This is a genomic window from Serratia sp. LS-1, from assembly GCF_003719595.1.
GTDB lineage: Bacteria > Pseudomonadota > Gammaproteobacteria > Enterobacterales > Enterobacteriaceae > Serratia > Serratia ureilytica.
The window spans coordinates 1,377,945-1,404,279 of sequence record NZ_CP033504.1; the positions used below are offsets into that span (position 1 = coordinate 1,377,945).

At 58.4% G+C, this 26,335-nt stretch carries 32 protein-coding genes, 2 tRNA genes and 1 other RNA gene; 21 read left to right on the plus strand and 14 right to left on the minus strand.

The annotated features are described in order from the left end of the window. Positions 1–22: 22 nt before the first annotated feature. Positions 23–379: a helix-turn-helix domain-containing protein gene (locus EDY99_RS06710; protein WP_033642706.1), complete on the plus strand. Its 357-nt coding sequence runs from the start codon at positions 23–25 to the stop codon at positions 377–379. Positions 380–598: 219 nt separating this feature from the next. Here EDY99_RS06710 and EDY99_RS06715 read toward each other — a convergent pair. The 3 genes from EDY99_RS06715 to EDY99_RS06725 all read right to left on the minus strand — a co-directional run bounded on the left by EDY99_RS06715 (position 599) and on the right by EDY99_RS06725 (position 1,474). Further along, positions 599–718: non-coding RNA, RtT sRNA (locus EDY99_RS06715), on the minus strand. Between the two features lie 47 nt (positions 719–765). Then, positions 766–855: transfer RNA gene (locus tag EDY99_RS06720), tRNA-Ser, on the minus strand. A gap of 529 nt (positions 856–1,384) precedes the next feature. Further along, positions 1,385–1,474, minus strand: a tRNA-Ser gene (locus EDY99_RS06725). 446 nt (positions 1,475–1,920) lie between these two features. Between EDY99_RS06725 and EDY99_RS06730 the strand changes: the two genes are divergently transcribed. From EDY99_RS06730 to EDY99_RS06755, 6 genes are all read left to right on the plus strand, one after another. After that, a complete protein-coding gene (locus EDY99_RS06730) occupies positions 1,921–3,387 on the plus strand; it encodes a peptide MFS transporter (protein WP_046686867.1) in 1,467 nt (488 codons plus the stop codon). Between the two features lie 127 nt (positions 3,388–3,514). Then, entirely contained in the window at positions 3,515–4,456 is a 942-nt protein-coding gene (ghrA, locus tag EDY99_RS06735; RefSeq protein WP_072627810.1) for a glyoxylate/hydroxypyruvate reductase GhrA, read from the plus strand. A 90-nt stretch (positions 4,457–4,546) separates the two neighbouring features. After that, on the plus strand, positions 4,547–5,284 hold the full coding sequence (locus EDY99_RS06740) for a phosphatase (RefSeq protein WP_033642709.1): 738 nt from the start codon (positions 4,547–4,549) through the stop codon (positions 5,282–5,284). A 42-nt stretch (positions 5,285–5,326) separates the two neighbouring features. Further along, positions 5,327–5,905, plus strand: coding sequence for a molecular chaperone (locus tag EDY99_RS06745; RefSeq protein WP_122017094.1), 579 nt, complete (start codon positions 5,327–5,329; stop codon positions 5,903–5,905). A gap of 149 nt (positions 5,906–6,054) precedes the next feature. Next, on the plus strand, positions 6,055–6,708 hold the full coding sequence (locus EDY99_RS06750) for a tellurite resistance TerB family protein (RefSeq protein ID WP_033642711.1): 654 nt from the start codon (positions 6,055–6,057) through the stop codon (positions 6,706–6,708). A gap of 68 nt (positions 6,709–6,776) precedes the next feature. Next, on the plus strand, positions 6,777–8,810 hold the full coding sequence (locus EDY99_RS06755) for a S9 family peptidase (protein WP_123061603.1): 2,034 nt from the start codon (positions 6,777–6,779) through the stop codon (positions 8,808–8,810). A 35-nt stretch (positions 8,811–8,845) separates the two neighbouring features. Here the strand turns inward: EDY99_RS06755 and exoX are convergent, their stop codons facing one another. Next, positions 8,846–9,514, minus strand: a complete 669-nt coding sequence (gene exoX / locus EDY99_RS06760) for an exodeoxyribonuclease X (protein ID WP_033644251.1) — start codon at positions 9,512–9,514, stop codon at positions 8,846–8,848. Positions 9,515–9,540: 26 nt separating this feature from the next. Further along, positions 9,541–10,287 carry a carbon-nitrogen hydrolase family protein gene (locus tag EDY99_RS06765; protein WP_033642713.1) on the minus strand — a complete coding sequence of 249 codons (747 nt, stop codon included), beginning with the start codon at positions 10,285–10,287 and terminating at the stop codon, positions 9,541–9,543. A 369-nt stretch (positions 10,288–10,656) separates the two neighbouring features. Between EDY99_RS06765 and dksA the strand changes: the two genes are divergently transcribed. Beyond that, complete coding sequence (dksA, locus tag EDY99_RS06770) at positions 10,657–11,082, plus strand: RNA polymerase-binding protein DksA (RefSeq protein WP_033642714.1); 426 nt, start codon at positions 10,657–10,659, stop codon at positions 11,080–11,082. Positions 11,083–11,259: 177 nt separating this feature from the next. Beyond that, the gene (pip, locus tag EDY99_RS06775) at positions 11,260–12,213 is read left to right on the plus strand and encodes a prolyl aminopeptidase (protein ID WP_033644252.1); all 954 of its coding nucleotides are present in this window, start codon (positions 11,260–11,262) and stop codon (positions 12,211–12,213) included. A gap of 31 nt (positions 12,214–12,244) precedes the next feature. On the opposite strand, the gene EDY99_RS06780 is transcribed toward pip, so the two are convergent. After that, positions 12,245–12,475 carry a DNA polymerase III subunit theta gene (locus EDY99_RS06780; RefSeq protein ID WP_033642715.1) on the minus strand — a complete coding sequence of 77 codons (231 nt, stop codon included), beginning with the start codon at positions 12,473–12,475 and terminating at the stop codon, positions 12,245–12,247. Positions 12,476–12,815: 340 nt separating this feature from the next. On the opposite strand from EDY99_RS06780, the gene ftnA reads away from it, so the two are divergent. The 5 genes from ftnA to EDY99_RS06805 all read left to right on the plus strand — a co-directional run bounded on the left by ftnA (position 12,816) and on the right by EDY99_RS06805 (position 16,234). Next, positions 12,816–13,334, plus strand: coding sequence for a non-heme ferritin (gene ftnA / locus EDY99_RS06785; RefSeq protein ID WP_123061604.1), 519 nt, complete (start codon positions 12,816–12,818; stop codon positions 13,332–13,334). Between the two features lie 293 nt (positions 13,335–13,627). After that, positions 13,628–14,044 carry a CopC domain-containing protein YobA gene (yobA, locus tag EDY99_RS06790; RefSeq protein WP_123061605.1) on the plus strand — a complete coding sequence of 139 codons (417 nt, stop codon included), beginning with the start codon at positions 13,628–13,630 and terminating at the stop codon, positions 14,042–14,044. 2 nt (positions 14,045–14,046) lie between these two features. Continuing rightward, positions 14,047–14,928, plus strand: a complete 882-nt coding sequence (gene copD / locus EDY99_RS06795) for a copper homeostasis membrane protein CopD (RefSeq protein ID WP_033642717.1) — start codon at positions 14,047–14,049, stop codon at positions 14,926–14,928. Between the two features lie 69 nt (positions 14,929–14,997). Beyond that, the gene (locus EDY99_RS06800; protein ID WP_016928154.1) at positions 14,998–15,339 is read left to right on the plus strand and encodes a YebY family protein; all 342 of its coding nucleotides are present in this window, start codon (positions 14,998–15,000) and stop codon (positions 15,337–15,339) included. Positions 15,340–15,829: 490 nt separating this feature from the next. After that, positions 15,830–16,234, plus strand: coding sequence for a hypothetical protein (locus EDY99_RS06805; RefSeq protein ID WP_060659651.1), 405 nt, complete (start codon positions 15,830–15,832; stop codon positions 16,232–16,234). On the opposite strand, the gene EDY99_RS06810 is transcribed toward EDY99_RS06805, so the two are convergent. Further along, positions 16,231–16,449: a hypothetical protein gene (locus tag EDY99_RS06810; RefSeq protein ID WP_004940942.1), complete on the minus strand. Its 219-nt coding sequence runs from the start codon at positions 16,447–16,449 to the stop codon at positions 16,231–16,233. The two genes, EDY99_RS06805 and EDY99_RS06810, sit on opposite strands and share 4 nt — an antisense overlap. Positions 16,450–16,523: 74 nt before the next feature. Further along, positions 16,524–16,868, minus strand: a complete 345-nt coding sequence (locus EDY99_RS06815; protein ID WP_033642719.1) for a hypothetical protein — start codon at positions 16,866–16,868, stop codon at positions 16,524–16,526. A gap of 248 nt (positions 16,869–17,116) precedes the next feature. Between EDY99_RS06815 and EDY99_RS06820 the strand changes: the two genes are divergently transcribed. Then, a complete protein-coding gene (locus tag EDY99_RS06820; protein WP_033652016.1) occupies positions 17,117–17,467 on the plus strand; it encodes a DUF4377 domain-containing protein in 351 nt (116 codons plus the stop codon). 50 nt (positions 17,468–17,517) lie between these two features. On the opposite strand, the gene EDY99_RS06825 is transcribed toward EDY99_RS06820, so the two are convergent. From EDY99_RS06825 to EDY99_RS24545, 3 genes are read right to left on the minus strand one after another with little or no spacing between them, the layout of a single operon-like run. Next, positions 17,518–17,820 (minus strand): hypothetical protein, encoded by a 303-nt coding sequence (locus EDY99_RS06825; protein ID WP_016928136.1) that lies wholly within the window; start codon positions 17,818–17,820, stop codon positions 17,518–17,520. Then, positions 17,820–18,371 carry a DUF4225 domain-containing protein gene (locus tag EDY99_RS06830; protein WP_164489272.1) on the minus strand — a complete coding sequence of 184 codons (552 nt, stop codon included), beginning with the start codon at positions 18,369–18,371 and terminating at the stop codon, positions 17,820–17,822. Before EDY99_RS06830 ends, EDY99_RS06825 begins: the two co-directional genes overlap by 1 nt. Before the next feature lie 29 nt (positions 18,372–18,400). Next, a complete protein-coding gene (locus EDY99_RS24545) occupies positions 18,401–18,595 on the minus strand; it encodes a hypothetical protein (RefSeq protein ID WP_144236179.1) in 195 nt (64 codons plus the stop codon). Between the two features lie 276 nt (positions 18,596–18,871). On the opposite strand from EDY99_RS24545, the gene fabV reads away from it, so the two are divergent. The 6 genes from fabV (at position 18,872) to EDY99_RS06865 (ending at position 22,808) form a co-directional block, all read left to right on the plus strand. After that, a complete protein-coding gene (gene fabV, locus EDY99_RS06835; protein WP_033652019.1) occupies positions 18,872–20,071 on the plus strand; it encodes an enoyl-ACP reductase FabV in 1,200 nt (399 codons plus the stop codon). A 157-nt stretch (positions 20,072–20,228) separates the two neighbouring features. Beyond that, positions 20,229–20,792, plus strand: a complete 564-nt coding sequence (locus EDY99_RS06840; RefSeq protein WP_033642723.1) for a DUF2975 domain-containing protein — start codon at positions 20,229–20,231, stop codon at positions 20,790–20,792. Positions 20,793–20,799: 7 nt separating this feature from the next. After that, positions 20,800–21,015, plus strand: a complete 216-nt coding sequence (locus tag EDY99_RS06845) for a helix-turn-helix transcriptional regulator (RefSeq protein ID WP_025302459.1) — start codon at positions 20,800–20,802, stop codon at positions 21,013–21,015. Between the two features lie 637 nt (positions 21,016–21,652). Further along, complete coding sequence (locus EDY99_RS06855; RefSeq protein WP_123061606.1) at positions 21,653–21,952, plus strand: hypothetical protein; 300 nt, start codon at positions 21,653–21,655, stop codon at positions 21,950–21,952. Between the two features lie 61 nt (positions 21,953–22,013). Beyond that, on the plus strand, positions 22,014–22,439 hold the full coding sequence (locus EDY99_RS06860; RefSeq protein ID WP_123061607.1) for a hypothetical protein: 426 nt from the start codon (positions 22,014–22,016) through the stop codon (positions 22,437–22,439). Positions 22,440–22,472: 33 nt separating this feature from the next. Beyond that, a complete protein-coding gene (locus EDY99_RS06865; RefSeq protein ID WP_123061608.1) occupies positions 22,473–22,808 on the plus strand; it encodes a hypothetical protein in 336 nt (111 codons plus the stop codon). 37 nt (positions 22,809–22,845) lie between these two features. Here the strand turns inward: EDY99_RS06865 and dcuR are convergent, their stop codons facing one another. From dcuR to EDY99_RS06880, 3 genes are all read right to left on the minus strand, one after another. Further along, a complete protein-coding gene (dcuR, locus tag EDY99_RS06870; protein WP_033642727.1) occupies positions 22,846–23,565 on the minus strand; it encodes a two-component system response regulator DcuR in 720 nt (239 codons plus the stop codon). Then, positions 23,558–25,171, minus strand: a complete 1,614-nt coding sequence (locus EDY99_RS06875; RefSeq protein ID WP_123061609.1) for a sensor histidine kinase — start codon at positions 25,169–25,171, stop codon at positions 23,558–23,560. Before EDY99_RS06875 ends, dcuR begins: the two co-directional genes overlap by 8 nt. A 125-nt stretch (positions 25,172–25,296) precedes the next feature. After that, a complete protein-coding gene (locus tag EDY99_RS06880) occupies positions 25,297–26,139 on the minus strand; it encodes a class I fructose-bisphosphate aldolase (protein ID WP_033642729.1) in 843 nt (280 codons plus the stop codon). Positions 26,140–26,335 lie beyond the last annotated feature (196 nt).

A 26,335-nucleotide genomic window follows, 5' to 3' on the forward strand; every position in this document is an offset into this window, starting at 1 on the left:
CCGACATGATGGGAGCATCAGCATGAACACGACGGGTTTCATTACCGATTTGAAGACGTGGATCGACAACAATCTGGAAGAAAAACTGGATATCAACACCGTAGCGGACCGCGCGGGCTACTCCAAATGGCATCTGCAGCGCATGTTCAAGCGCCAGACCGGCTATGCGTTGGGGGAGTATATCCGCATGCAAAAACTGAAGGTGTCGGCGGAGCGCCTGGCCAACAGCGGCGAACCGATCGTCAGCGTGGCGATCTCGCTCGGCTTCGACTCCCAGCAGTCGTTCAACCGCAGCTTCAAACGCCAGTTCGGCCAAACGCCGGGGGACTGGCGCCGCGCACTGGCGCAGCCGACGGCGGTGAGATGCACGCACCACTGAGCGGTTTGGCAGTGGGAATAAAAAAGCCTGAATTTGCGTTCGGGCTTTTTTGTATGGCGGTAAGGGAGGGATTGATTCGCTGCGTTCACCCTGCGGCCCACGTTGACGGTCCAAAACGCGGGCGTTTTGTCGAACCCTGTCGAGGGTTCTCACCCTCCCGGTCGGTGCGCGATGCAAACAAAAAAGCCTGAACGCGAGTTCAGGCTTCTTCGTAGAATATGGCGGTGAGGGAGGGATTGATTCGCTGCGCTCACCCTGCGGGCCGCCGTTGGCGGTCCAAAACGCGGGCGTTTTGTCGAACCCTGTCGAGGATTCTCACCCTCCCGGTTGATGCGCGATGCAAACAAAAAAGCCTGAACTTTCGCTCAGGCTTTCTCGTTAGAATATGGCGGTGAGGGAGGGATTCGAACCCTCGATACACTTTCGCGTATACACACTTTCCAGGCGTGCTCCTTCAGCCACTCGGACACCTCACCATATTTTTTTGTTGCGAAATCATCGCTGCAACGGGGCGCTACTATAGGGAGTGGGGCCGATCCGGTCAAGAATAATTTCTGTGTTTTTGCTTGTCCGCTCAAGCCGTGTTCACTTTGTTGAAAACTGCGGCGAACTACACGTCAGAAGTCATGAAAGGGCGAGAAAATCAGAGAGACGGTTCGAGGAGAACCGAGAAAAAGGGGAACCTCGGCAGCGTAAGGCGGGAGGCGTTCGCGGCGGGCCGCCGTTGGCGGTCCAAAGAGCGGGCGTTTTGTCGAACCCTGTCGAGGCTTCTCACCCCTCTCGGCGATGCACCATGCAAAAAAAAAGCCTGGACGCGAATCCAGGCTTTCTCTTTGAATTTGGCGGTGAGAGAGGGCTTGATTCGCTGCGCTCACCCTACGGGCCGCCGTTGGCGGTCCAAAACGCGGGCGTTTTGTCGAACCCTGTCGAGGCTTCTCACCCCTCTCGGCGGTGCACCATGCAAAAAAAAAGCCTGGACGCGAATCCAGGCTTTCTCTTTGAATTTGGCGGTGAGAGAGGGGTTCGAACCCTCGATACACTTTCGCGTATACACACTTTCCAGGCGTGCTCCTTCAGCCACTCAGACACCTCACCGTTTTGTTGCCGATAACGCCTTGCGCTGTCGACGGGCGCTAATGTAGGAGAATCTGATCTCAGCGTCAACCCTCTTATTTCATTCTCATGACTGTTTAGCCAAACTTGCAGCAATTTGCTGATTTACCGAACGATATCCTGACTCTCGGCCGCCGGCGGACAGGGCGGCAGCGAGCAAAATGCGTGAAAGCCGATTGTTTGACTTTTTTCTGTACAGATAGCTCAATATCTCGCCATTGAGGTTGGGTTGTTTGCTGTTATATGCATTAATACTGGATTATTAGTCAGATGTGTCGCTAAATGGAATCATGTCGGCGCGGCGTTTTTGGCAAGGAACATCACGTCGCCGCGCAGATTGCCGGGTGACAGGCCGGCGATACCGCAGACAGGGACAGACTCATTACATAATAATGCAGTAGAGGTTCGTTTTGACTCCTTCAGATGCCATGCCGGCGCCGCAAGCGCGCCATGCCATTCCCCCCGGCGCGGGGGCGCTGTTCTTCATCCAGATCTTCGCCACGCTGGGTTTCGCCGTGCTCTATTCCACGCTGGTGCTGTACGCCACCAAGCGATTGGGTTTCAACGAAAGCAGCGCCAATGCCATGATGGGCGTGTTCGGCGCCTTCAACTATGGCCTGCACATGTTCGGCGGCTATCTCGGCGGCCGTTTCCTCAGCAACCGCAACCTGTTCGTGCTCGGTATGGTGCTGCAGGTGTTCGGCTGCGCGCTGATTGCCGTCGCGGGCGTGTGGGGGTTGTACTGGGGGCTGGCGATGTTCCTGACCGGCAGCGGCCTCAACGTGACCTGCATCAATATGATGCTCACCCAGCGTTTCAAACCGGACGATGATCGGCGCGAATCGGCGTTCCTGTGGAATTACGCCGGCATGAACCTCGGATTCTTCGTTGGCTTTACCGTGGCCGGGTATTTCCAACTGACGGAAAATTATCGCGCGCTGTTCCTGTTCGCCACGCTGGGCAACGCGGCGGCGATCATCGTCGCCGTCTGTCGCTGGCGCATTCTGGCCGATCTCAATACGCCGCTCCACGACGCCAGCCGCAGCCAATACCGCTGGCGCATGCTGGTCGGGTTGGCGGTGCTGGTGGCGCTGGTGCCGATTATCCGCGTGATGCTGACCCATGCCGAGTTCAGCGGCCATTTCGTGATCGTGCTCGGCGCGCTGATCTTCCTGATGCTGTGCGTCGTGACGCTGCGCCACCATCCGCGCGATGAGCGCCGCAGAATGGCGGCCTATCTGATCCTGGCGCTGGGGTCGCTGGTGTTCTGGGCACTGTATCAGCTGGCGCCGATGGGGCTGATGCTGTTCTCCGAGCACAACATCAATCTGAACGTTTACGGCATTCAGGTGGCGCCGCAGTGGATCCAGAACATCAACACGCTGGTGATCGTGGTGGGCGGCCCGCTGCTGGCCTGGTGGTTCAACCGCCTGCGCGCTCGCGGCTGCAACATCGACATTCCGCTGCAGTTCTCCGGATCGCTGTTTTGCATCGGGCTCGGCATGCTGGTATTGCCGCTGGGCATCAGCATGGCGGGCGGCGACGGGCTGGTGGCGTTTAAATGGATCGTCATCAGCTATGTGCTGCAAAGCGTCGGTGAATTGATGATCTCGCCGATCGGTTACGCGATGATCGGCAAGCTGGCGCCGCCGCGCTATCAGGGCGTGATGATGGGCTGCTGGATGATGGTGACCGGCGTCGCTTCGGTGTTGGCGGGCTACGTATCCGGCCTGATGCCGGAAAATAGCGGCAGCACGCCGCTGCAAACCAATCCCGGCTACAGCGAAATCTTCAGCGCACTGGGCTGGGGGGCGACGGGCGTCGGCGTGGCGATGCTGATTTTAATTCCGCTGTTGCGGCGTCTTATCCGGCGCGACGGCGCGTCTGCCGCCTGATTTTGTGCACATGCACAACAGCCCCACTGGTCGGGGCTGTTTTTATTTTGGGCTTTAACGCTTGCATCCGGCGATGAATCGCGGAAGGCTGAAGGAAAACCAATAAAAACAAACGGGAGCCCGCAGTATGAACATCATCTATTACCATCCCTTATTTAACGCCCAGGAATGGCTGACCGGCATCAAGCAACGCCTGCCGCAGGCCGAGATCCGCGAATGGCAGCGCGGCGACGAACGGCCGGCGGATTACGCGCTGGTATGGCGCCCGCCGCACGAAATGTTAGCCAACCGCCGCGATCTGAAAGCGGTGTTCGCCCTCGGCGCCGGCGTCGACGCCATTCTCGATCAGGAGCGCAAACACCCCGGCACGCTGCCCGCCGGCGTGCCGCTGCTGCGGCTGGAGGATACCGGCATGGCGCAGCAGATGCAGGAATATGCGCTGAGCTATGTGCTGCGCTATTTCCGCCGTTTCGACGAGTATCAGGCGTTGCAGCAGCGGCAGGAGTGGCAGCCGCTCGATCCGCACTCGCTGGATGATTTCACCATCGGCATCCTAGGCGCCGGCGTGCTGGGGCAGAGCGTGGCGCGTAAGCTGACCGAGTTTGGCTTTAGCGTGCGCTGCTGGAGCCGCAGCGCCAAACAGATTGACGGCGTGCAAAGCTTCGCCGGGGAGGATCAGCGCGCGGCCTTCCTCGACGGCGTCAAACTGCTGATCAACCTGCTGCCCAATACGCCGGAGACCGTTGGCATCCTCAACCGCGAGCTGTTCGCACAGTTGAGCGCGGGCGCCTACCTCATCAACATCGCGCGCGGCGCGCACCTGGTGGAAGCCGATCTGCTGGCGGCGTTGGAACAGGGGCAACTGGCCGCCGCCACGCTGGACGTGTTCGCCCGCGAGCCGCTGCCGCAGGATCACCCGTTCTGGCGTCATCCGCGTGTCACCATTACCCCGCATATTGCTGCCATCACGTTGCCGCAGCAGGCGATGGATCAGATCGCCGCCAACATTCGCGCGCTGGAGGCGGGGCATACCCCTGCCGGCGTGGTCGACAGGCAACGGGGGTACTGATCCTTCAGCCGCCGTTCGGTAACTGATAAGCTGACACCGTCATCGCGCCCGCCCGCACCGCTGCGGGCAGGCCCTCTGGAAGGAGAAATAATGTATCCCGTTGATTTGCATATGCACACCGTCGCCAGCACGCACGCTTACAGCACGCTGCACGATTACATCGCCGAAGCCCGGCAGAAGGGCATCCAGCTGTTCGCCATCACCGATCACGGCCCGGACATGGCCGATGCGCCGCACTACTGGCACTTTATGAACATGCACGTTTGGCCGCGCCGGGTGAACGGCGTGGGCATTTTGCGCGGTATCGAAGCCAACATCAAAAACCTGCAGGGCGATATCGACTGCACCGGCCCGATGCTGACGGCCACCGACGTGATCATCGCCGGTTTCCATGAGCCGGTGTTTGCGCCGCAGGATAAAGCGTCCAATACTGAAGCGATGATCGCCGCGATGGCGCAGGGGGACGTGCATATCATCAGCCACCCCGGCAACCCGCGTTATCCGATCGACATTCCCGCCGTCGCGGCGGCGGCGGCCAAATACGAGGTGGCGCTGGAGCTGAATAACTCGTCGTTCACCCACTCCCGCAAGGGCAGCGAGGCCAACTGTCGGGCGATCGCCGCCGCGGTGCGCGACGCCGGCGGCTGGCTGGCGCTGGGCTCGGATTCGCACGTCGCCTTTTCGCTGGGTAACTTTGAGCACTGCGAGCGCATTATCGAAGAGGTGGGCTTCCCGCAGGAGCGCATTCTCAACGTCAGCCCGCGCCGGCTGCTGGATTTTCTCGAGCGGCGCGGCAAGCCGGCGATTGCGGAATTGGCCGATTTGTGACATCGTCCCGGCAAAATTTTCCGTATTGAATAAGGCTTTATCATGAATGAGTTTTCGATTGTTTGCCGCGTGCTGGGTACGCTGTTCTACCGCCAGCCGCAGGATCCGCTGTTGGTGCCGCTGTTCGCGCTGATTAAAGAGGGCAAGCTGCAGCAGCACTGGCCGCTGGAGCAGGATGACCTGCTGAAGCGCCTGCAGCAGGGCGGTGACGTCAACCAACTGGCGACCGACTTCAATGCGATGTTCGTCGGCAGCGAATGCAGCGTGCTGCCGTTCCGCTCCGACTATGTCGAAGGCGCAAGCGAGGCTGAAGTGCGCGCCTTCCTGCAGCAGCGCGGCATGCCGCTGGCGGAGGCGCCGGCCGACCATTTCGGCCAGCTGCTGCTGGCGGCGTCCTGGCTGGAAGATCAGTCGCAGGAAGATGAAGCGCAGGCGCAGATCGCGCTGTTCGACGAGTTCCTGCTGCCGTGGTGCGGCCGCTTCCTCGGCAAAGTGGAAGCGCACGCCACCACCGGTTTCTACCGCACGCTGGCGCTGATGACCCGCGATGCCCTCCAGGCGATGCGCGACGAGCTGGCCGAGTACGAGCAGGACGATGAAGCGGGCGACGAAGACGCGTAACGTCGCAGCCATCCAGGCGGGCCGCCCGGCCCGCTAAACACAGGTTTGCATCCCCCAGACGTAAATTGACAAAAGATCCCCTAATCTGGCGGTTTACCGTCGGTTCGGCCGCGCCTGCGCGCCGCGTTTTCTCACGCAAGGGGTAGATGATGAAAAGTAACTGGATGCAGCAGATTCAAACGTTGATCGGGCAGAAGGCCGGCGCGATGGGCGGGGCAGAAGGCATCGGCAAACTGCTGGCGCCCACGGCGCTGGGCGGCCTGGTCGGCGTGCTGTTGGCCAACAAATCTTCGCGCAAGCTGGTGGGTAAGTTCGGCAAGAATGCGCTGATTATCGGCGGCAGCGCGGCGGTGGGCGCGGTGCTGTGGAATAAGTACAAGCAGCGGGTGAAAGAGACCCATCAGGACGAACCGCAGTTCGGTTTGCAAACCACGCCGGTGGATCTGCGCGCCAAGCGTTTGGTGCAGGCGCTGGTGTTCGCCGCCAAAAGCGACGGCCATATCGATGCCGACGAGCAGCGCGCCATCGATCACAGCCTGGCGCAACTGCAGGTGGGGGAAGAGGCGCAGGGCTGGGTGCAGGAAGCGCTCGACCAGCCGCTCAACCCGGCGTTAATCGCCCGCAGCGTGCAAAACGAAGACGAGGCGCTGGAGGTTTATTACCTGAGTTGTCTGGTGATCGACGTCGATCACTTTATGGAGCGTGGCTATCTTGATGCGCTGGCGCAGGCGCTGAAGATCCCGGCGGACGTCAAGCAGGGCATCGAGAGCGACGTCAACGAGAAAAAGCGCGAGCTGGCATAGCGCCGCTTGGCAAGCCGGGGGGAATCGTGTCACTCTTGCCGCAATCTATGTAAGCGGATGATTTAGCAATGATGACCCCACCGAAAGCGGAAAAACGGCCTTATCCCATCACTATCCACGGCGATACGCGCGTGGATGACTACTACTGGCTGCGCGACGATGAGCGCGCAGACCGTCAGGTGCTGGACTACCTGCAGGCGGAGAACGCCTACACCGATGCGATGTTGAAGCCGCAGCAGGCGCTGCGCGAAGCCCTGTACGAAGAGATGGTGGCGCGCATCCCGCAGCAGGAACATTCGGTGCCTTACGTGCGCCACGGCTATCGCTATCAGACGCGCTACGAGCCGGGCAACGAATACGCGATTTATGTGCGCCAGCCGCAGGCCGAGAGCGAGCAGTGGGATGTGCTTATCGACGGCAACCAACGCGCCGAGAACCACGAGTTTTACACCCTGGGCGGGCTGGACGTCAGCCCCGACAATCAGCGTCTGGGGGTGGCGGAGGATTTCCTGTCGCGCCGCCAGTATGACATTCGTTTCAAGAACCTGGCCGACGGCAGCTGGGCCGACGAAGTGCTGGAAAACACCTCCGGCAGCTTCGAGTGGGCCAACGATTCCTCGACGGTGTACTACGTGCGCAAGCACGCCAAGACGCTGTTGCCGTATCAGGTCTATCGCCACGTAGTCGGCAGCGATCCGCAGCAGGACGAGCTGATTTACGAAGAGCGGGACGATACTTTCTACGTCGGGCTGGAGAAGACCACCTCCGAGCGCTTTATTCTGATCCACCTGAGCAGCACCACCACCTCGGAGATCCTGCTGCTGGACGCCGATCGGGCGGATGCCAAGCCGCAGCTGTTCGTGCCGCGCCGCAAGGATCACGAGTACGCCATCGATCACTATCACCAGCATTTCTATATCCGCTCCAATAAGGACGGCAAGAACTTCGGCCTGTACCAAAGCGAGCAGGCGGACGAAGCGCAGTGGCAGACGCTGATCGCCCCGCGCGCCGACGTGATGCTGGAGGGCTTCAGCCTGTTCCGTGATTGGTTGGTGGTGGAAGAGCGCAATGCCGGCCTGACGTTGCTGCGCCAAATCCACTGGCAAAGCGGCGAAGAGAAGCGCATCGCCTTCGACGATCCGACTTACACCACCTGGCTGGCGTATAACCCGGATCCGGAAACCGCGCTGCTGCGCTACGGCTATTCGTCGATGACCACCCCGACCACGCTGTACGAGCTGAACATGGACAGCGGCGAGCGGACGATGCTCAAACAGCAGGAAGTGAAGAATTTCACGCCGGAAAACTACCGCAGCGAGCGGGTGTGGGTGAAGGCGCGCGACGGCGTCGAAGTGCCGGTCTCGCTGGTGTATCGCCAGGACAGCTTCCAGCGCGGCGCCAACCCGCTGATGGTGTACGGCTACGGCTCTTACGGCAGCAGCATGGATCCGGCGTTCAGCGCCAGCCGCCTGAGCCTGCTGGATCGCGGTGTCGTGTTCGTGCTGGCGCACATTCGCGGCGGCGGTGAGCTGGGGCAGCTGTGGTATGAAGACGGCAAGCTGTTCAACAAGCAAAACACCTTCAACGACTTTATCGACGTGACCGAAACGCTGGTCGCCCAGGGCTACGGCGACGGCAAGCGGGTGTTCGCCATGGGCGGCAGCGCCGGCGGCCTGCTGATGGGGGCGGTGATCAACCAGGCGCCGCAGCTGTTCCACGGCGTGGTGGCGCAGGTGCCGTTCGTCGACGTGGTGACCACCATGCTGGACGAGTCCATCCCGCTGACCACCGGCGAATACGACGAGTGGGGCAACCCGAACGAGCAGGCCTATTACGACTACATCAAGCAGTACAGCCCGTACGATCAGGTGAAGGCACAGGCATACCCGCATCTGCTGGTGACCACCGGCCTGCACGATTCGCAGGTGCAATATTGGGAGCCGGCCAAGTGGGTGGCCAAGCTGCGCGAGCTGAAAACCGACGATCGGCAGCTGCTGCTGTATACCGACATGGATGCCGGCCACGGCGGCAAATCCGGCCGCTTCAAGGCCTATGAGGATATTGCGTTGGAGTACGCCTTCATTCTGGCGCTGGCGGAATAACGGCGTGCGGCGGGCGGCCTGAGCCGCCCGCTGTGTTAGCCAATCAGATAGTATTTCAGCGTGTGTTTCATGTCCGGGCTCAGATCGTCGATGGATTTCAGCATCCAGCGCAGATAGCCGGGGTCTTCCTGGGCGATGCGATCGATCTCCTGCCCGCGATACTTGCCGAACTTGAACTTCTTCAGCAGCACCGGCTGTTCGGTGATCTGCACCATTTGCTCCGGCGTCCAGCCCGAATCCTTGATGATGCGTTGCAGCAGTGCGGCGGTGACGTAGCAGTCATACAGCGCGCGGTGCGGGTACAGCGTGGCGTCTGCCGGCAGCTGCACGTCCAGATTCAGCGCGTAGCGCAGATACTGGTTGCCGTACTTGATGTCCGGATACAGCGTGCGCGCCAGCTTGAGGGTGCAGATCCAGGCGCCGTTCATCTCCGGCAACACCCCGCGATCAAAGGCGGCGTTGTGCGCCACATAGTAGGGGCTGCCCTGATAGCGGCCGATCGCCACCGCAATGCGCGGTTTGCCTTCCACCATCTGTTCGGTGATGTGATGAATCGCCATCGCGTCGAGGCTGATGGGGCGGTCCGGGCTGATCAGGTCGCTCATCGGGTTGGTCAATTGGCCGTCGAGCAGATCGAGGGAGGCCACTTCCACCACGCCGCCGTCCAGCCCGCAGGTCTCGGTATCTATTACGCGTAACGTCATGCTTTCCTCCGCGTTGCCGTCAGGCTTCAGCTTAACCGGCACAGGCGGCCGTGCCAACCGTCGCGGGTCCTGTCGGCGATGACAAGGCCAGGGGCGTCATCCGGCGCGGCAACCAAAAGCGCTCCCGTTTCATCCCAGATGGCGCTGCGGCCTGCCGGGATCCAGCCTCCGGTCGGCGCCGCATGGTTGGCCATCAGCGTGACCATGCCATAACGACGGGCATAGCCTGCCAGCGCAGCGCTGTCTTTCGCGTAACCGGCTTCAGATACCAGCACGCCGGCGGCATAAATCTGCGCACCCGCCAGCGCGGCGGCGCTTGCGTGGCCGGGTTGCGAGGTGTCGGCGCAGATAGCCAGCGCGATGCGTTGCCGATGTATTTCCAGCAGCGTGCCGCCATTACCGGGCAAGAACCGTTGTTGTTCCGCGCCGTGCAGATGTTGCTTGGTATAGGCGGCCACCGCGCCGTTGGGGTGAAAGATCAAGGCGGCGATATGCAGCGCCTGGCCGCTGCGCAAGGGCGCGCCGACGATGATCGTCATCTGATGCGATTGCGCCGCCGCAGCGAGCGGTTGCAGACGCGGATCGTCCAGCGTCAGCGCCAGTTCGGCGGCATCGGCCAGCTCATAGCCGCTTAGCGACAGTTCGGGAAAAACCAGCAGTTGCACCTGCTGTTCGGCTGCCTGCGCGACAAATTCAAGGTGACGTTCAAGGTTGCAGGCGATATTGGCCGCAGCGGCGGGGTATTGGGCTGCGGCGAGGGTAAAGCACGGCATTGGCCATCTCTCCAGTGAGGCAATAAAAAACCCGCCTTGGCGGGTTTAATGACGGATGGAAGGACGTTTACTCACCAGACGGATGCGCTTTTTTAGCGCGTTTCTCCGCACGTTTCTCGGCTGGGGTTTTCAACGGCTTCTTCTTCGCATTTTTTTTGCTATCCATTCCCTTACTCATGATGGCCTCTCGTTACCTATGATTGGGTGGCTTGCTCAGCCATTAACCGCCTAAAGCCGACAGGATGCAAGCGACAAAGTGCAAGTAGTATGTAACTGGCTGTTTGCACGTGAAATTTTGTTTTTGGATGACCGGGTGCTTAAAATAATTATTATGTTATAGTATTACACTTTTAGGGTTCGGAGAACGCAATGACAGTGATGACATTACCGGATGCGCAGCAACTGCTGGCCATGCCGGATTCTGATTACATGAACTCGGTTCAACGGGCTTTTTTCCGCCAGCTGCTGCAGGATGAGCGGCAAAAACTGCTGTTGCACATCGATGAGCTGAAGAAGGCGATCGACAGCGGCGAAGCGACGGGTGATGAAGCCGACAAGGCGGCGCGCGAAGAAGAGCTGCGCCTGTTGTTCCGCCAGTTGGATCGCGAAAGCCGCCTGCTGCCGAAAATCGATGCGGCGCTGGCGCGGTTGCAGAACGGCGAATACGGCTACTGCCGGGAAACCGGCGAACCCATCGGCTTGGCACGCCTGCTGCTGCGCCCGACGGCGGAACTGAGCATCGAGGCGAAAACCGCACAGGAGATGCGCGAGCCGCATATGCGTAAAGGCGTGTAGGCGTAACAAGACGTGAACTGATCGGGCCTGTGGGCATTTTGCAGGCGGGTCGTTGCGATTTTGAGCAAACGCGCGCCGAGTTCCCGGCGCGCGTTCGAGTTTTCAGGTTTTACCGTTGACCTGCCGGGCGGCTTCCGCTTTGATGAAAGCATGACTCACAGAGAGACGGAAAGCGCCATGGAACAATTACGAGGTTTGTACCCGCCGTTAGCGGCATACGACAGCGGTTGGCTGGACACTGGGGATGGCCACCGGATCTACTGGGAGCTGAGCGGCAACCCGAACGGTAAACCGGCGGTCTTCATTCATGGCGGGCCGGGCGGCGGCATCTCTGCGCATCATCGCCAGCTGTTCGATCCCGAGCGCTACAAGGTATTGCTGTTCGATCAGCGCGGCTGTGGCCGCTCCCGTCCGCACGCCAGCCTGGACAACAACACCACCTGGCATTTGGTGGCCGATATCGAGCGGCTGCGCGAAATGGCCGGCGTCGAGCAGTGGCTGGTGTTCGGCGGCTCCTGGGGATCTACGCTGGCGCTCGCCTATGCGCAGACCCACCCGGAGCGCGTCAGTGAAATGGTGCTGCGCGGCATCTTTACCCTGCGCAAGCAGGAGCTGCATTGGTATTACCAGGACGGCGCTTCGCGCTTCTTCCCGGACAAGTGGGAGCGCGTGCTGTCCATTCTGTCGGATGACGAGCGCAAAGACGTGATTGCTGCCTATCGGCAGCGGCTGACTTCAGCCGATCCGCAGGTGCAGCTCGAAGCGGCCAAACTGTGGAGCGTGTGGGAAGGGGAAACGGTGACGCTGTTGCCAAGCCGTGAATCCGCTTCGTTCGGCGAGGATGATTTCGCGCTGGCGTTCGCCCGCATTGAAAACCACTACTTCACGCATTTGGGGTTCCTGGAGAGCGATGACCAACTGCTGCGCAACGTGCCGCTGATCCGCCATATCCCGGCGGTGATCGTCCACGGCCGCTATGACATGGCCTGCCAGGTGCAAAACGCCTGGGATCTGGCCAAGGCCTGGCCGGAGGCGGAGCTGCATATCGTGGAAGGGGCGGGGCATTCGTTTGATGAACCGGGCATTTTGCACCAGCTGATGATCGCCACCGACCGATTCGCCGGCAAGTGACACGAAAAACCCGCCGTAACGGCGGGTTTTGTTATTTGGCCTTCGGTTCGTAAGGCAGACGCGAAAACTTGTGGGATTCCGCGCGGTAGTGCGCCACGCGCTCGCGAAAATAGTCGCGTAGCGGCTCCGGCTGCTCGCGCTCCACCACTTCCGGGATCACCGGCATGTTGTAACGCTCTTTGTACGCCACGCCTGAGGCGGCGAGATCCACATTCACCCTGTCCATTTCTTCTTTGGACAACTCGGCCAGATTGTAACCCACCTTATGCTCCTTACTTTGCCGCATTGAATCTGCGCAGAAGGTAATCCACCCGGCGGCGCTTGGCAAGCCCGTTGCGCCGCGGCGGTGGGCGATATTTATCCAAGAGTAATGCAATCTATTTATTCTTTTAAATAAGAATGATTCGCTTTTTGATTAAAATAAAAGATCTAAATAATTCTCATGTTAATTCTCAATGTATTGGTGATATTTTAATTTATTGATATTTATGATTTTTGTAATTAATATGATTTGAATGTAAATAAGGTGTTTTTATTTTTACGGCGACAGGGCATAATGCGCGGAAATTAAATTCATGACCTGCAAAATAAAAGGAATGATTATGCTGACGCAAGAAATGACTCATAAGCTGAATGAGCAACTGAATCTGGAGTTCTACTCCGCCAACCTGTATCTGCAGATGAGCGCATGGTGTAGCGACAAAGGCTTTGAAGGCGCCGCCGCATTTCTTAAAGAGCACTCTCAGGAAGAGATGCAGCATATGCAACGTCTGTTCGACTACCTGAGCGACACCGGCTCTCTGCCGCTGCTGGGCACCATCGCGGCCCCGCCGGTGGCGTTTGAGTCACTGGCGGACGTGTTCGAGCAGACCTACGAACACGAGAAGCTGATCACCCGTCAGATCAACGAGCTGGCGCACGCGGCAATGTCCTCTCACGATTACTCCACCTTCAACTTCCTGCAATGGTACGTGGCGGAGCAGCACGAAGAAGAGAAACTGTTCAAATCCGTGCTGGATAAGCTGGCACTGGTGGGCACCAGCGGCAAAGGCCTGTTCTTCATCGACAAAGACCTGAAGAAAATGGGCGCGATGGGCCAGGGCGGCAACGGCCAGGCCTGATCCCTGACTGAACATTGAAAAACCGCGCGCGGGGCAAACCCGACGCGTGGTTTTTTTTACCCTGCGTTTATCGCGGTTATGCGGCGATACGTGCTGCCGGATCGCAAAATGCCAGTGATGCGCTCGACTTGCTGAGGCGTGCTCGTTATGATTTACCGCGATACGCTACAGGGATGGTAGAGTCAAAACAGCGGGTTAGCCGATACAACCCGTTTTTCTGTTTACCCGTGGCGCAATCATTTGCGGTGGGTTGGGGCCGCTGATACATCGCCTTGGCTGTGGCCTTAACCCTTATGACCCTCTTTATATTGTTAAGGGATACCACTGTGATCGGTAAAATTCGTTACTCCTGTCGCCTGCTTTCCACCGTTTTCGTCCTGTTCGTTGGCCTGTCTTCACAGCAAGCCTTGGCGCACGCTCACCTGAAAGTGGAAACGCCGAAGGCCGACGCCAGCGTCAGCCCGGCGCCGAAGGCGCTGACTCTCAGCTTCTCCGAAGGCATCGAGCCGAACTTCAGCGGCGTGAAAATCACCGGCCCGGATAACGCCGTGGTGAAAACCGGCAAGCTGCAGCTCGATCCGAACAACAACACCCAGGTCAACGTGCCGATCGAAGGCGAGCTGAGCGCGGGCAAATACAACGTCAGCTGGCATGTGGTGTCGGTCGACGGGCATAAAACCAAAGGCCAGTACAGCTTCACCGTAAACTGATCGTGAGTTTGGCGACCCTGTTCGTTCTGTGTCGCTTGGTGCACTTTGCGGCGGTGATGCTGATGTTTGGCATCAGTCTGTTCACCGCCTTATTGGCACCGCAGCGCCTTTCCCCGATCCTCTCCCGCGATGTGCGTCCGCTGCTGCTTGCCGGCACCTGGATTGCCGGGCTTTCCGCCGTGGCGCTGCTGGCCATTCAGGCCGGGCAGATGGGCGACGGTTGGCAAGACACCTGGCGGCTGGAGGTTTGGTGGGCGGTGCTCGGCACCACCTTCGGCGAAGTGTGGCGCTGGCATCTGGGCCTGTCGCTGCTGGCGATCCTGAGCCTGCTGCTGCCGAAACGGCCGCGCGCGCAGGCGTTGGCGCTGTGCTCAGCGCTGCTGCTGGTGAGCCTGGCGTTCATCGGCCACGCGGCGATGCACGAAGGCGCGCTGGGCGCGCTGCACCGCGCCAACCATGCGGCGCACCTGCTGGCCGCCGGTTACTGGTTCGGCAGTCTGGCGCCGCTGCTGGTTTGCCTGCGCTACCTGCAGCCGCCGCAGTGGCGCAGCGACGCCATCACCACGCTGATCCGTTTCTCGCGCTGGGGGCACCTGGCGGTGGCGGCGGTGATCGTCACCGGCATCGTCAACAGCCTGATCATACTCGGCGGTTGGCCGCTTAATCTCAGCTCGCCTTATCAGCGCCTGCTGCTGATCAAAACCGCGCTGGTGGCGCTGATGGTGATGGTGGCGCTGGCAAATCGCTACGCCATCGTGCCGGCGATGAGCCGCGTACCGGCGCTGGCGCAGCGCGGGGTGGTGCTGGCCTGCTGGCTCGAAGTCGGGCTGGGGATGGCGGTGCTGCTGCTGGTCAGTTTATTTGCAACCTATGCGCCGGTTTGACATTTCAGCTTGCCGCAGGCCGGCAAGCTGCGGGAAAATCGACGCGAATAGCAACCTTAAGGCCATCACATGAAATCGGTATTACTCGGCATTACGCTGCTGGCAACCGCGACCGGCGCGCTGGCGGCAGACAAACTGGTTAACATCACCAAACTGGAGTACGGCAAACAGTGGGCGTTCACCAAGGAAGAGGTGACGCTGCAGTGCCGCAGCGGCGGCGCGCTGTTCGTGCTGAATAACAGCACCCTGATGCAATACCCGCTCAACGACGCGGCGGAGCAGCAGGTGAAGAAGGGCCATCAGCGCGCACAGCCGCTGGACGTGATCCTGCTGGACGATCCCGCTGAACCGGGGAAGAAAATGAGCATGGCGCCGTTTATCGAACGCGCCGAGAAGCTGTGCGCTGACTAACCGCTTGTTTGCCAACGCCTTGCCCAGCGCGCGCAGATTGATGCGCATTTGCCGCATAGTTATTTCGTCACGAAACTATCACGCGGCCGCCGGGCGGCTGGCAAAACTGGCGCGGTAGGCTACTCTTAAAGTGCACGGCTGAACAAGCCCTGCATTAAATGCCAACTTTTAGCGCACGGCTCTCTCCCAAGAGCCATTTCCCTAGACCGAATATAGGAATCGTATTCGGTCTTTTTTTGTGTGATTGATTTATAAGTAAATTTCACCTAATACGCCAGCAACAATCCCCGTTTCTCTTTTCGCGTCACAGCCATCAGCCCGAGCTCCCGTCTCACTCCCCAACCGCACACATCGCTAATTTGGCCGCACCAAAAGTCATTACGTCATCTATGGCGCTGATAAGCTTCGACCATTGCTCCCATCAACGGTTTAACGAGAGTGTCATTATGGGAAATATCCCGGCATCAGGCGCTATAAAAGGTAACCCGCAGTGAACGAGCAACTGAGTCAATTAAAGATGATGTTGCCCGGCTATCTCGAGGCGTGGCGTGAGGGGGCCTTACCCTCTGACTGGGAGCAGGTGGCTAATCCTGAAGTGATCGCCGCCCTGTTGGCGGAGTGGGAGGCGCTCAGCGAGTTGGCCTCTCGGTTCGACTCCGCCACTGAAACACGCGCCGACGCCACCGCGTTTTGGCATGCGCGCGCCGAGCTGATGGCGCAGCGCAATCGTGATCTTATGGCCCAACTGGCGACGCCAATCCGTTTGCCCAGCGCACGGGTGGCCTTTTTTGGCTATGTGAAAACGGCCGTGATGGACGCCAGGCAGGTTAAGGCGGCGATTCGCGATGCCGGTTTTATCGTTGCGGGCGGCGCTCCCAATAAGAACACGGTTTAACGCGGTTTCTTCTCAAATTTCTCGGCAAAAAAGAACCGCAGCAATTTATGGGTCCACAGCAGGATGGCGCCGACCACCACCAGCGAGACGACGAAATGCGACAGATTTTTAGGCGCGGCGTAGCCGTGGGTAAAGGAGACCCCCGCGCCGCTGAGCAGCAGGGTGGCGATCCAGAAGCCGAGCAGCAGGCATAAGGTACGAAACAGTTTAAACATGGTTATCACCAAAAATACGGAAAGCACCGACCGAACGGAGAGGCTCAGCCGGGGCTTTGATTAATTAAAACCGCTTAGCGCGAACAGGTATTGCCGCCTTTATTGCTATTGCAGTTGCTGCCGCTGTTTTTGTTGCCGCCTTTCCCCATGCCGACGTTGCCGCCGCCTTTGCTGCCTTCCTTGAAGCAGCCGCCGTTGAGCGCGCCCACCGCCAGGCCGCCAAGGCCGCCCAGAGAACCGGTGATCACGCCGTTAACGCAATCCGGCGAGGTGTGCTTGCCGTAGAATCCCTGATTGGATGACCCGCCCCCGTTCTTGTTGCCGCCGTTGTTGTTGACGCGGCCATTGCTGCCGCGGTTGTCGGCAAAGTTACCGGCGCCGGCGATCAGGTGAAAGTGTTTGGCATCGATCTCTTGCATAAAATTCCCTCTTTATCGATTCAGTTAAATTCAGTAAAGCTTGCGCAAGCCAGCTGTTTTTAACAGAAAAAATAGCGGGGGTAATTACCGGTTCGGATAAGAACAGGGGGTTTATTTTGCGATATTTTCCAGACTGATAGAGCACCGAGGAATGATATTTTGGGCGTGTGGATCCGTATCGCTATCCGTTCTCTTGAGCCGGTTAATTTGTTAGCATGGCGCCCCTGGATGACTATTGGTACAGTACATTGAAAATTAAAGCGTTGTTATTTGTTGCGTTGGCCGCGCTGGCCGGCTGCAGCCAGGAAGGAACCTCGATGAATCAACCCGTAAACGCGAAAGAAGGCCAAACGGAAGTGTTGTTGGTCAACAGCGCGCTGGTGGACTGCGTGGGCGTCGGCCCGATGAAGTGCATGCAGGTGCGCCGCTCCGCGCAGCAGCCGTGGGAGTTGTTCTATACCGGCATCGAGGGTTTCACCTTCGAACCGGGCTATCAGTATCGGCTGAAAGTGCGCGTCACCCCGGTGGAGAACGTACCGGCCGACGCCTCATCGCTGCGTTACACGCTGATCGAGCAGTTGGAAAAGAACAAGGCGTAATGGATCTACCTTGTCACCACCAAATGGCGTTTCATTTGGTGGTGACGACTTCAGGAAAGTTTGTCTTTTTTCTTTCTTCTGGAGGATTCGAAAGTGGCGAAGGCATGTGCAAGAGCAAACCCCAACGCACAGTAGCGTAGAGGCCAATTTTCTTTGGTCCATGTTTCAGAGTCAGCAATAAACATCGCGTTGCCGTTGGCAAAAAGGGTAAATTGCCAGCAAAGGATTAAAAAACATATCGTAACCAGAACGACATAACCCTTGGAACCCAGAGGCGGTCTGAAGCCGTATTTCACGGCCAGACAGGCCGCGGCAGCGAGAGTAGAAAGAATATAATATAAAGTTGGTTCCATCACTGTTCCTGGCTGCCTTTATAAATGGAATTAAGGGTTGAGACATCTGCGCCACCTTCAAGCATCAAGCTGGTTCTTCCCATGTTTCTCCAACCGCGAATATAGTCTGTATTGATGTAGCGAAATAATCGCCAGGCTTCTGGTTTCAGCGACAGTTTTAGTAAACCATAGCCTGATAACAGTAAGTCTACGCCACCTAACGCCATGTCTGCTGCTGAATGGGAATAGCCTAGCGTTGAAGCCGCAGAACGGTACATCATTCGGCCTGGACCAATAGTATTCTTGCCAAATAACAGCGTATAACCGTTTTCGTAGACATTATTGATGCCATTGATTAAAAGTAACGTTCCTGGAATGGCTCCGACGCCAGTCCAATCCAAGCCCACGCCGAGTAAAATTTGTGCTATTCCCGAGAGGAAGCCAACGCCGGCTAACACGTAGGTCACTACGGCGTCATGACTGACTTTCTTTCTCATTACGGCATAAGGTGTCACGGCGTCAGTTCGCAATAAGCGCTCTTGCTCAGAAAGCGATTGATATTCTTGCTTCATTTCTCTCATTGCAACATTCGCCGCTTCACCTACTTGTTGGCATTTTGCAATTTATCATTCACAAAGCAGTGCATCTCATGTCTGAAGGCATTACCGACTGTCCGATCTTTTAAAAAGTCCCTATTAACGCGCTCTGAGAGTTCTAAAAGCATACGTCCTTGTTGACGAGCCATCGTTTGCGAGTAGGTATTTAAACGTTCCTTTAGTAACAGTGGATTATCCATTTTTCTTTGTTCCTCCCTGGATTTCGACCGAAAAACAGCCACACCATAACGCAACGCCAGAAGCATGATCAACTTTTGCTGATTTTAAGAGGGAAGGCTTGAACGCGCTGAGGGTGCGAAGCGTGGCGCGTGGAGGCATCACGATGCGGAGTTGGGCAACCCTGATCCCTCGACTAAACTGGTCTGTTCACTGCGCTTGTTTTCGCACTTTCTTAAGTATATCGAGAAAATCAGGTATATTGTCCTTCGGTTTTTAGCTACCAAGAAAAAATTACTATGATTATCAAACCTAAAATTCGTGGTTTTATCTGCACCACCGCTCACCCGGCAGGCTGTGAAGCCAACGTCCGTGAGCAAATCGCCTACGTTAAGTCGCGCGGCGAACTGAAAAACGGGCCTAAAAAGGTGCTGGTCATTGGTGCATCCACCGGTTACGGTCTGGCCTCGCGCATCAATGCCGCTTTCGGCAGCGGTGCGGCCACCATCGGCGTATTTTTCGAGAAGCCTGGCAGCGAAGGCAAAACCGGTTCCGCCGGTTGGTACAACTCCGCCGGTTTCGACAAGGCAGCTAAAGAAGAAGGCCTGTACGCGAAAAGCATCAACGGCGACGCATTTTCCAACGAGTGCCGTCAGACCGTTATCGATCTGATCAAGAAAGACCTGGGTCAGGTTGACCTGGTGGTTTACTCGCTGGCTTCGCCGGTGCGTAAGATGCCGGAAACCGGCGAAGTGGTGCGTTCCGCACTGAAGCCGATCGGCGAGCCGTACAAATCCGTCGCGCTGGACACCAACAAAGACGTGCTGGTTGAGGCCGTGGTCGAGCCGGCCAACGAGCAAGAAATCGCCGACACCGTGAAGGTGATGGGCGGCCAGGACTGGCAGCTGTGGATGGACGCGCTGGACGAAGCGGGCGTGCTGGCGGATAACGCGCAGTCTGTCGCTTACTCCTACATCGGTACCGATCTGACCTGGCCAATCTATTGGCACGGTACGCTGGGCAAGGCGAAAGAAGATCTGGATCGCGCGGCGCACGCCATCAACCAGAAGCTGCAGGCCAAAGGCGGCGCGGCTTACGTTGCGGTGCTCAAGTCGGTGGTGACGCAGGCTTCTTCCGCCATTCCGGTGATGCCGCTGTATATCTCCATCGTGTTCAAGATCATGAAGGAGCAGGGCATTCACGAAGGCTGCATCGAGCAGATCCAGCGTCTGTTCGCCACCAAGCTGTACAGCGGTGCGGCGCCGGATACCGACGAGAAACACCGTCTGCGCCTGGATGACTGGGAACTGCGTGACGAAGTGCAGGAAACCTGCCGTGAAATCTGGAAGCAGCTTAACGACAGCAACATCAACGAACTGACCGATTACCAGGGCTACAAGGCGGAATTCCTGCGCCTGTTCGGCTTCGGTCTGCAGGGCGTTGATTACGATGCCGATCTGAGCGGCGAAGCCAACTTCGAGGTGATCGAACTGGTCTAAGCGCGTCGAGCGATCAAACGAGGTCGGGTTAGCCCGGCCTTTTTTATTGTCCGCGCGTTGGCGACCACCGCCTGACTCATCAGTCCACTTGATCATTGACAGCAATAAATTATCGTTTTACGATAATTTATTGCTGTTGATTAAGGGATAGAAAATTATGGGCGCTGCGCCAAGGATCCATCTGCCGCTGTATGTGCGTTGTCTGTGTTTGCTCATTATGGCGATGCTGATCGTCAGCACCGGCGTTGAGATGTTCATCATCGTGCGGGACTGGCTGCAGGGCGTAGCCTATCGCGATATCGTCGCCTCTTACCGGGAATATTACCCGGAGCTGCTCGCCTACGCGATCCCGCAGCAACGCTGGGCGCTGTTCGCCACGCTGGTTATCGACATGCTCGGTTATTTGCCCTATTACAGCGCGCTGCTGTGCGGCGCCGGGCTATTTTATCAATTCTTCCGCGGCAACGTGTGGCATCGCAACAATATGGTGCTGTTGCAGATCATTGGCATCTTGCTGATCGTCGATGTGTTGTTCCCGTCGTTAGCCGGTCTGCTGCAGGTGATGGTATTGACCGCCGATGAAAAAATGCTGTTTATCCTTTATTATGGCGTCAATAGCGAGTCGGTGCGCTCGCTGATCGTAGGCTGCGCAATCCTGGTATTTAGCCGGGTATTTCTGGAAGCGTTGCGGCTGAATGAAGAACAGCTTTCTTTCGTGTGAGAATAGAGTGGCAATAATCGTAAGTCTTGATGTCATGTTGGCCAAAAGGAAGATGCGTTCAAAGGAGCTGGCGGAGCAGGTGGGGATCACCGAGCAAAACCTGTCTCTGTTGAAAAACGGCAAGGTCAAGGGAGTCAGGCTGGAAACGCTGGACAAGATCTGCCGCATTCTTGACTGCCAGCCTGGCGATCTGCTGGCCTGGCAGCCGGACGGCGAAGAGTAAGATCCCAGCGCACTCGGAAGTGCGCTGAGCCTGCTGGCCCATTTCTGCGATTAGCGTTGTCTTATTGAACGATATTTGTTTGATTCAGGTTAATTAAAATAACGGGTGATTAACACTTGCGTATTCTTTTTGTCGCAGGCGATTGCATGCGGCGAAAGTTATTAAACTAAATAAACTCGTTTTTCATTTACCGTCACTACCAATAGCGTTATTTTAAGGGAAATAGTATGACATGGCGTAATTCTCTTCTGGCATTGTGTCTTGTATTAAACGGATGCAGTGCCATTCACCCCACTGTTTCATCCTCATCCTCCTCCACTCACTGGGGGAATTGGGGGACACCGCAGCCCGCAACGCGAGAACAGAAACAGCGCATTATCGCCGGCGAATCCGCCGCTGCCGTGCTGAATGAAGGCCGGGTCGGTATCGGCGGTACGCTGGACTGGTCGAAAATAGGGGGGCGCTAACCGCCGCTCTTTATTCGGCGGGGCGGCAGACGTTATCTCAAAGATATTGTGGAACGGTTTATTATTAATTCGCTACTCTGTTTTTCCGATGCGTTATTTATCTTTAAACGATGAATCTCTGCTTGTTGAATATATATCAACATACCCAGACATCCTTACAGGAGTTTTCAATGGCAAAGCGTATTGTCGCCATGTTGATAATGTCGTTGTTGAGTCTGCAAGCAAATGCGGCCCGTTACGATCGGCAATGCGAGGGAATTTATCCCGTGCTGTTTCAGAAGAAATTGAAAGAGCTGGCGCATGGCCTGCGACAAGAGATGGCTGAGCCGACCCCGCCCACGGAGAATGAGGCCGAAACCTTGGCGCGTCTGGCGGAATGCGATGCCGAAAACGCGAAAGCGCCGGCGACGGGAGGGCAACATGCGCCCGATTCCGCGGAGCCTCAGGTGTCTTCACTCAACGGCTGTTGAACGGTTCTCTGCGTCGTTTTTCGCGGCGCGCCCCAGTCGGCTTATTCATGGAGCTTGTGTATTGAAACTACCTTCGTTAATCGCTGCGGCGCTGGCGCTGCTGGCCTCATTTTGCAGTCAGGCGTTCATCGATCGCCATTCCTCGCCCGGCGCCTCGACGGAAAGCCCCTCTGCGGCGGGGTGTCCGGCGCGGCTGGATGGCTTGTTGCAGCATATTTGGTTGGCTGAACAGATTCAGGCGGAGCGCATGCAGCTGGCACTGCTGCGTGCGGAGCGGGAAGCGTTGGAAATCCGGTTGCAAACGCAGGAAGCGGCGAGACCTTCCGCGCAGGGGCATCAGAACGCCCGATCGGCCTGTGAGCAGGGTGCCGATATCGTCCGTTGCCTGTCGCTGCGTCTGCGGCGGACGTCTCTGACGGGGCCGCATCGACCGTTTGTCGGCGTTTATTGCCGCGCCTGGCTGAATGGCCGGCCGCTGAATTGCTAAAGATGAGAACAGGGATTTGTCAGGAGTTTATCGATGAAAAGGCTAGTGTTGGTCGGCGTGGCCCTGTGTTGCGCCTGCTTTGCGCAGGCGCGGGTGGATTTGGAATACCACGCGGCGCCGCCGAAGGACAATAAAGTCCCCGAGGAGTACCAGAAAAAACGCAGCGCGCTGCGCCACAAGGTGTGGAATGTCGACAGCCTGACGCAGGCCAATGAGCAGGCGATTGCACGCGAACAGCAGCGCGAGGCCGCAGAAGCCGCCAAGCGGCAGCAGCGTCAGTTGGAGCAACAGCAGAAAAAGCGGCGCTGCCTGCGGATACACTCGAAAGATCCTCACCGCGAGGCGAGGTGTTACATGTACAACTTCTAGCTTTCAACGTCCGGGCGCTTGCAGCGCCCGGCGTCGTTTATGCCGGGCGGCAATGCTCTTTCAGCATGGCGATCGCATCCGGCTTCAGCTGATACAGATAGACTGGGCGGCCCGTCGCGCCGTACAGAATGCGGGTACCGAGAATGCCGCTTTCCGCCAGATAGATGAGGTACTTGCGGCAGGACACCCGCGAAATGCCGATGGCGTTGGCCAGGTTGTCGGTGGAGAATTCGCTGTCGTGCTGCTGTTCTATCCACTCGCAGACCGTGCTCAGGGTGATGCTGGTCAGGCCCTTCGGCAGCTTTTTGCTCTCCTGGCCGCCGGGCTGGCGGCGCAGCAGGCTGTCGACGTCGGCTTGTGAAAACTCGCGCTGCGCCAGCAGCTGCGACTGTTGTCGATAGTGGCTGAGCGCCTCTTTGAAGCGGCTGAACTGGAACGGCTTGATCAGGTAATCCACCACGCCGTAGTGCAGCGCCTTTTGCACTGTGTTTACATCGCTGGCGGAAGAGATGATGATCACATCGGTCTTCTCGCCGAGCTCGCGCAGGCCGGGCAGCAGATCCAGCCCGTTCTCCTGCTGCATGTAGATATCCAGCAGCACCAGATCGATGCTGACGCTGGCGTCGGCCAGCAGGGCGCGCGCCTGGCCCAGGGTGGCGACCGTCGCCTGGCAGTGAAAACCGCCGATCTGGCTCAGGTAATATTTGTTCAGCTCCGCCACCATCGGGTCGTCGTCGACAATCAGTACGTTAATCATGGGTTTCGCTCTTGGCCTGATAGGGAAGGTGCACGAAAAATTGGGTCAGCTCGCCCGGTTCGGACTCGACATCGATGCCGCCGCCCAGTTTCTCCAGATGGCTGCGGATCAGCGCCAGGCCGATGCCGCGTCCCGTTCCCTTGGTGGAAAATCCGTGTTCAAAGATGTGCGCGGCGATCGCCGGATCGATGCCGGGGCCGTCGTCGCTGACGATACAGTGTAATTGATCGTCGTGGTGATGGAAGCTCAGGCCGATCTCGTGGCCTTCAACGCCGTCGATGGCGTCGATGGCGTTTTCGATCAGGTTACCGAGCACGCTGATCAGCACGTGCGTGGTTTCCGCGTCGTCGGTTTCCGGCAGCAGGCTGGTTTCCTCGATGGTCAGTTCGATGCCGGCTTCGTGGGCGCGGCTGATCTTGCCGATGAAGAAGCCCGCCACTTCCGGCGAGTGGATCTTGCGCAGCAGCGCGCCGATCTCTTCCTGGTAGTTGCTGGCGGTATTGATGATGTAGTTTTCCAACTGCTGATAAGCCTTCATGTGCAGCATGCCGAGTATCACGTGCAGCTTGTTCATAAATTCGTGCGACTGCACCCGCAGGGCATCGGCGTAGTGCGCCATGCCGCTCAGGCGCTGCAGCAGCCGGCTGACCTCGGTCTTGTCGCGGAAGGTGGCGATGGCGCCGGTCACCTGGCCGTTGACGATCACCGGCACGGTATTGGTCAGCAGTTCGCTGCCGTTGAAGCTGATCTGTCGATCGCGCAGCGGCTTGCCGCTGGCCAGCACTTCCGCCAGATGCAGCTGTGCCGGCCAATGCTTGCTGGCGGCGTCCAGCAGCAGGTTTTCCACCGGGCCGCTCTGGCGCAGCAGGCGCTTGGCCTCGTCGTTGACGATGGTGATGCGGGAATCATTATCGACCGCGATCACGCCTTCTTTAATCGACTGCAGCATGGCGTTGCGCTGCTCGAACAGGTTGGATATTTCGTAAGGCTCGAAACCCAGCATGATGCGTTTGAGCGCGGAGACCAGGAAAAAAGTGCCCAGGCTGCCGACCAGCGCGGCGAAGGCGATGGTCCAATAGATGATCCAGCGGCTTTCCGCCACCACCCGCTGCACGGTGTCCAGCGCGATGCCGAGCGCCACCACGCCGATTTGCCGCCGCTGCTCGTCATACACCGGCACGAACACCCGCAGCGCCGGGGCCAGCGTGCCGCGGTTGATGGCGCTGTTGACGTTGCCCTGCAGCGCCGGCGTCAGATCTTCGCCGATGAAATGTTTGCCGATCAGCCAGGGTTTGGGATGCGAATAGCGGATGCCCTGCATATCCACCACCACCACGAACAGCAGCTCGTTTTGATAGCGCACCTGCTCGGCGAAGCGCTGCACGGCGCCGCTTTGATCGCGTCGCTGCAGGCCGTCTATCACGGTGCTCGAGAGCGCCAGCGTGTTGGCGATAGCGATGGCTTTTTGCTGCAGCTGATCTTGCCCTTCGCGGCTCATCTGCACGAAAAACAGCGCGAACACCACCAGCAGCACCGAAGCGATGATGGCGGACACCATCAGCGTGATGGAGGTGCTCAGCTTGAGCGGCACCCGTTGTTTTGGCATGGCGGTTCTCCGAATGGCGATATCACGGCGTATTCTAGCGAGGAATGAGGCAAGCTGCAGTTACCGGCAGCAGGTTATAGCATGCTGCCGGGTCGCGAAGGGGTTATTTTAGTTACAAAAGCGGGTCACTGCTGGTGGTAGATCTCCAGCGCCTGTTGGCCGCTGGCGCCTTGATGGATGATCGCCATCAGGGCGCGCACCACCTGCGACGGATTGCTGTGTTGATACACGTTGCGGCCATAGACCATGCCGGACGCGCCCTGGGCCATCAACGCCGCGGATTTCTCCAGCACCGGGCCCAGCTCCCCCTTGCCGCCGCCGCGCACCAGCGTCGGGCAGCGCGCCGCTTCCACCACGCGGTGGAAATCTTCCACCCGTTCGGTCGGGTCGGCCTTGATGATGTCGGCACCCAGTTCGCGCGCCAGCCGCACCAGCGGCACGATCTTTTCCACGTCGCCGAGCGACCCGTAGGCGGCGCCCTGGCCGGCCGGGGCCATCACCAGCGGTTCGATCATCAGCGGCATGGCGTAGCGATCGCAGGCGTGGCGCAGGCGGCCGATGTTCTCTACGCACTGACGGAAAATGCCGGGTTCATCCGGGATCATATACAGATTGACCACCACCGCGGCGGCGTCCATTTGCAGCGCGGCGAGGATCGGCGCTTCCGGGTTGTGCAACACCGCCCACATCTCACGGTGGCGTGCTGCGTTATAGGCGTTGCCGACGTCGGTGCGCATCACCAGCGCCGGCTTTTCGCGCTGCGGCGCGCGCTGCAGCAGCTCCGCCTGGCCGTAGTTGACCTGAATGGCGTCGGGGCGCGCGGCGATCAGGTTGCCCATCACCCGTTCGATATCTTCCAGACCGATTAAGAAATCCGGTTCGTTGGCGATGCCGTGATCGATCGCCACATCCAGGCACTTGCCGTTATTGAACAGGCGGTTCATCCGCACCTTACTGCTGAGCTGCATGTCAGGTCCTCCTGAGATAGGGATATGTCCATTATTGCCGAGTAAGGATGGTCGGGAAACGCGGAAACCGCAAACTGCGCGCCCGCTCGCAGTTTTTGCCGACGCCCGGCGTGGCGCACGCGCGGGGCGCGTTACCCGATGGCTTTCACTGCATTTGTTAGATCCGTGTCATGTTTTTGTTAATAAGCCATTCCAA

Bases quoted from the DNA above. Each gene is read 5' to 3' on its own strand.
- EDY99_RS06840 (WP_033642723.1), top strand. From the start codon at position 20,229: ATGGGCGCTGCGCCAAGGATCCATCTGCCGCTGTATGTGCGTTGTCTG.
- ghrA (WP_072627810.1), top strand. From the start codon at position 3,515: ATGAACATCATCTATTACCATCCCTTATTTAACGCCCAGGAATGGCTG.
- EDY99_RS06755 (WP_123061603.1), top strand. From the start codon at position 6,777: ATGATGACCCCACCGAAAGCGGAAAAACGGCCTTATCCCATCACTATC.
- EDY99_RS06750 (WP_033642711.1), top strand. From the start codon at position 6,055: ATGAAAAGTAACTGGATGCAGCAGATTCAAACGTTGATCGGGCAGAAG.
- EDY99_RS06865 (WP_123061608.1), top strand. From the start codon at position 22,473: ATGAAAAGGCTAGTGTTGGTCGGCGTGGCCCTGTGTTGCGCCTGCTTT.
- fabV (WP_033652019.1), top strand. From the start codon at position 18,872: ATGATTATCAAACCTAAAATTCGTGGTTTTATCTGCACCACCGCTCAC.
- exoX (WP_033644251.1), bottom strand. From the start codon at position 9,514: ATGACGTTACGCGTAATAGATACCGAGACCTGCGGGCTGGACGGCGGC.
- EDY99_RS06765 (WP_033642713.1), bottom strand. From the start codon at position 10,287: ATGCCGTGCTTTACCCTCGCCGCAGCCCAATACCCCGCCGCTGCGGCC.
- EDY99_RS06740 (WP_033642709.1), top strand. From the start codon at position 4,547: ATGTATCCCGTTGATTTGCATATGCACACCGTCGCCAGCACGCACGCT.
- dcuR (WP_033642727.1), bottom strand. From the start codon at position 23,565: ATGATTAACGTACTGATTGTCGACGACGACCCGATGGTGGCGGAGCTG.
- EDY99_RS06745 (WP_122017094.1), top strand. From the start codon at position 5,327: ATGAATGAGTTTTCGATTGTTTGCCGCGTGCTGGGTACGCTGTTCTAC.
- EDY99_RS06810 (WP_004940942.1), bottom strand. From the start codon at position 16,449: ATGTTTAAACTGTTTCGTACCTTATGCCTGCTGCTCGGCTTCTGGATC.
- EDY99_RS24545 (WP_144236179.1), bottom strand. From the start codon at position 18,595: ATGGATAATCCACTGTTACTAAAGGAACGTTTAAATACCTACTCGCAA.
- EDY99_RS06875 (WP_123061609.1), bottom strand. From the start codon at position 25,171: ATGCCAAAACAACGGGTGCCGCTCAAGCTGAGCACCTCCATCACGCTG.
- yobA (WP_123061605.1), top strand. From the start codon at position 13,628: ATGACCCTCTTTATATTGTTAAGGGATACCACTGTGATCGGTAAAATT.
- EDY99_RS06880 (WP_033642729.1), bottom strand. From the start codon at position 26,139: ATGCAGCTCAGCAGTAAGGTGCGGATGAACCGCCTGTTCAATAACGGC.
- ftnA (WP_123061604.1), top strand. From the start codon at position 12,816: ATGCTGACGCAAGAAATGACTCATAAGCTGAATGAGCAACTGAATCTG.
- dksA (WP_033642714.1), top strand. From the start codon at position 10,657: ATGACAGTGATGACATTACCGGATGCGCAGCAACTGCTGGCCATGCCG.
- EDY99_RS06800 (WP_016928154.1), top strand. From the start codon at position 14,998: ATGAAATCGGTATTACTCGGCATTACGCTGCTGGCAACCGCGACCGGC.
- EDY99_RS06825 (WP_016928136.1), bottom strand. From the start codon at position 17,820: ATGGAACCAACTTTATATTATATTCTTTCTACTCTCGCTGCCGCGGCC.
- EDY99_RS06815 (WP_033642719.1), bottom strand. From the start codon at position 16,868: ATGCAAGAGATCGATGCCAAACACTTTCACCTGATCGCCGGCGCCGGT.
- EDY99_RS06710 (WP_033642706.1), top strand. From the start codon at position 23: ATGAACACGACGGGTTTCATTACCGATTTGAAGACGTGGATCGACAAC.
- pip (WP_033644252.1), top strand. From the start codon at position 11,260: ATGGAACAATTACGAGGTTTGTACCCGCCGTTAGCGGCATACGACAGC.
- EDY99_RS06730 (WP_046686867.1), top strand. From the start codon at position 1,921: ATGCCGGCGCCGCAAGCGCGCCATGCCATTCCCCCCGGCGCGGGGGCG.
- EDY99_RS06855 (WP_123061606.1), top strand. From the start codon at position 21,653: ATGGCAAAGCGTATTGTCGCCATGTTGATAATGTCGTTGTTGAGTCTG.
- EDY99_RS06830 (WP_164489272.1), bottom strand. From the start codon at position 18,371: ATGAAGCAAGAATATCAATCGCTTTCTGAGCAAGAGCGCTTATTGCGA.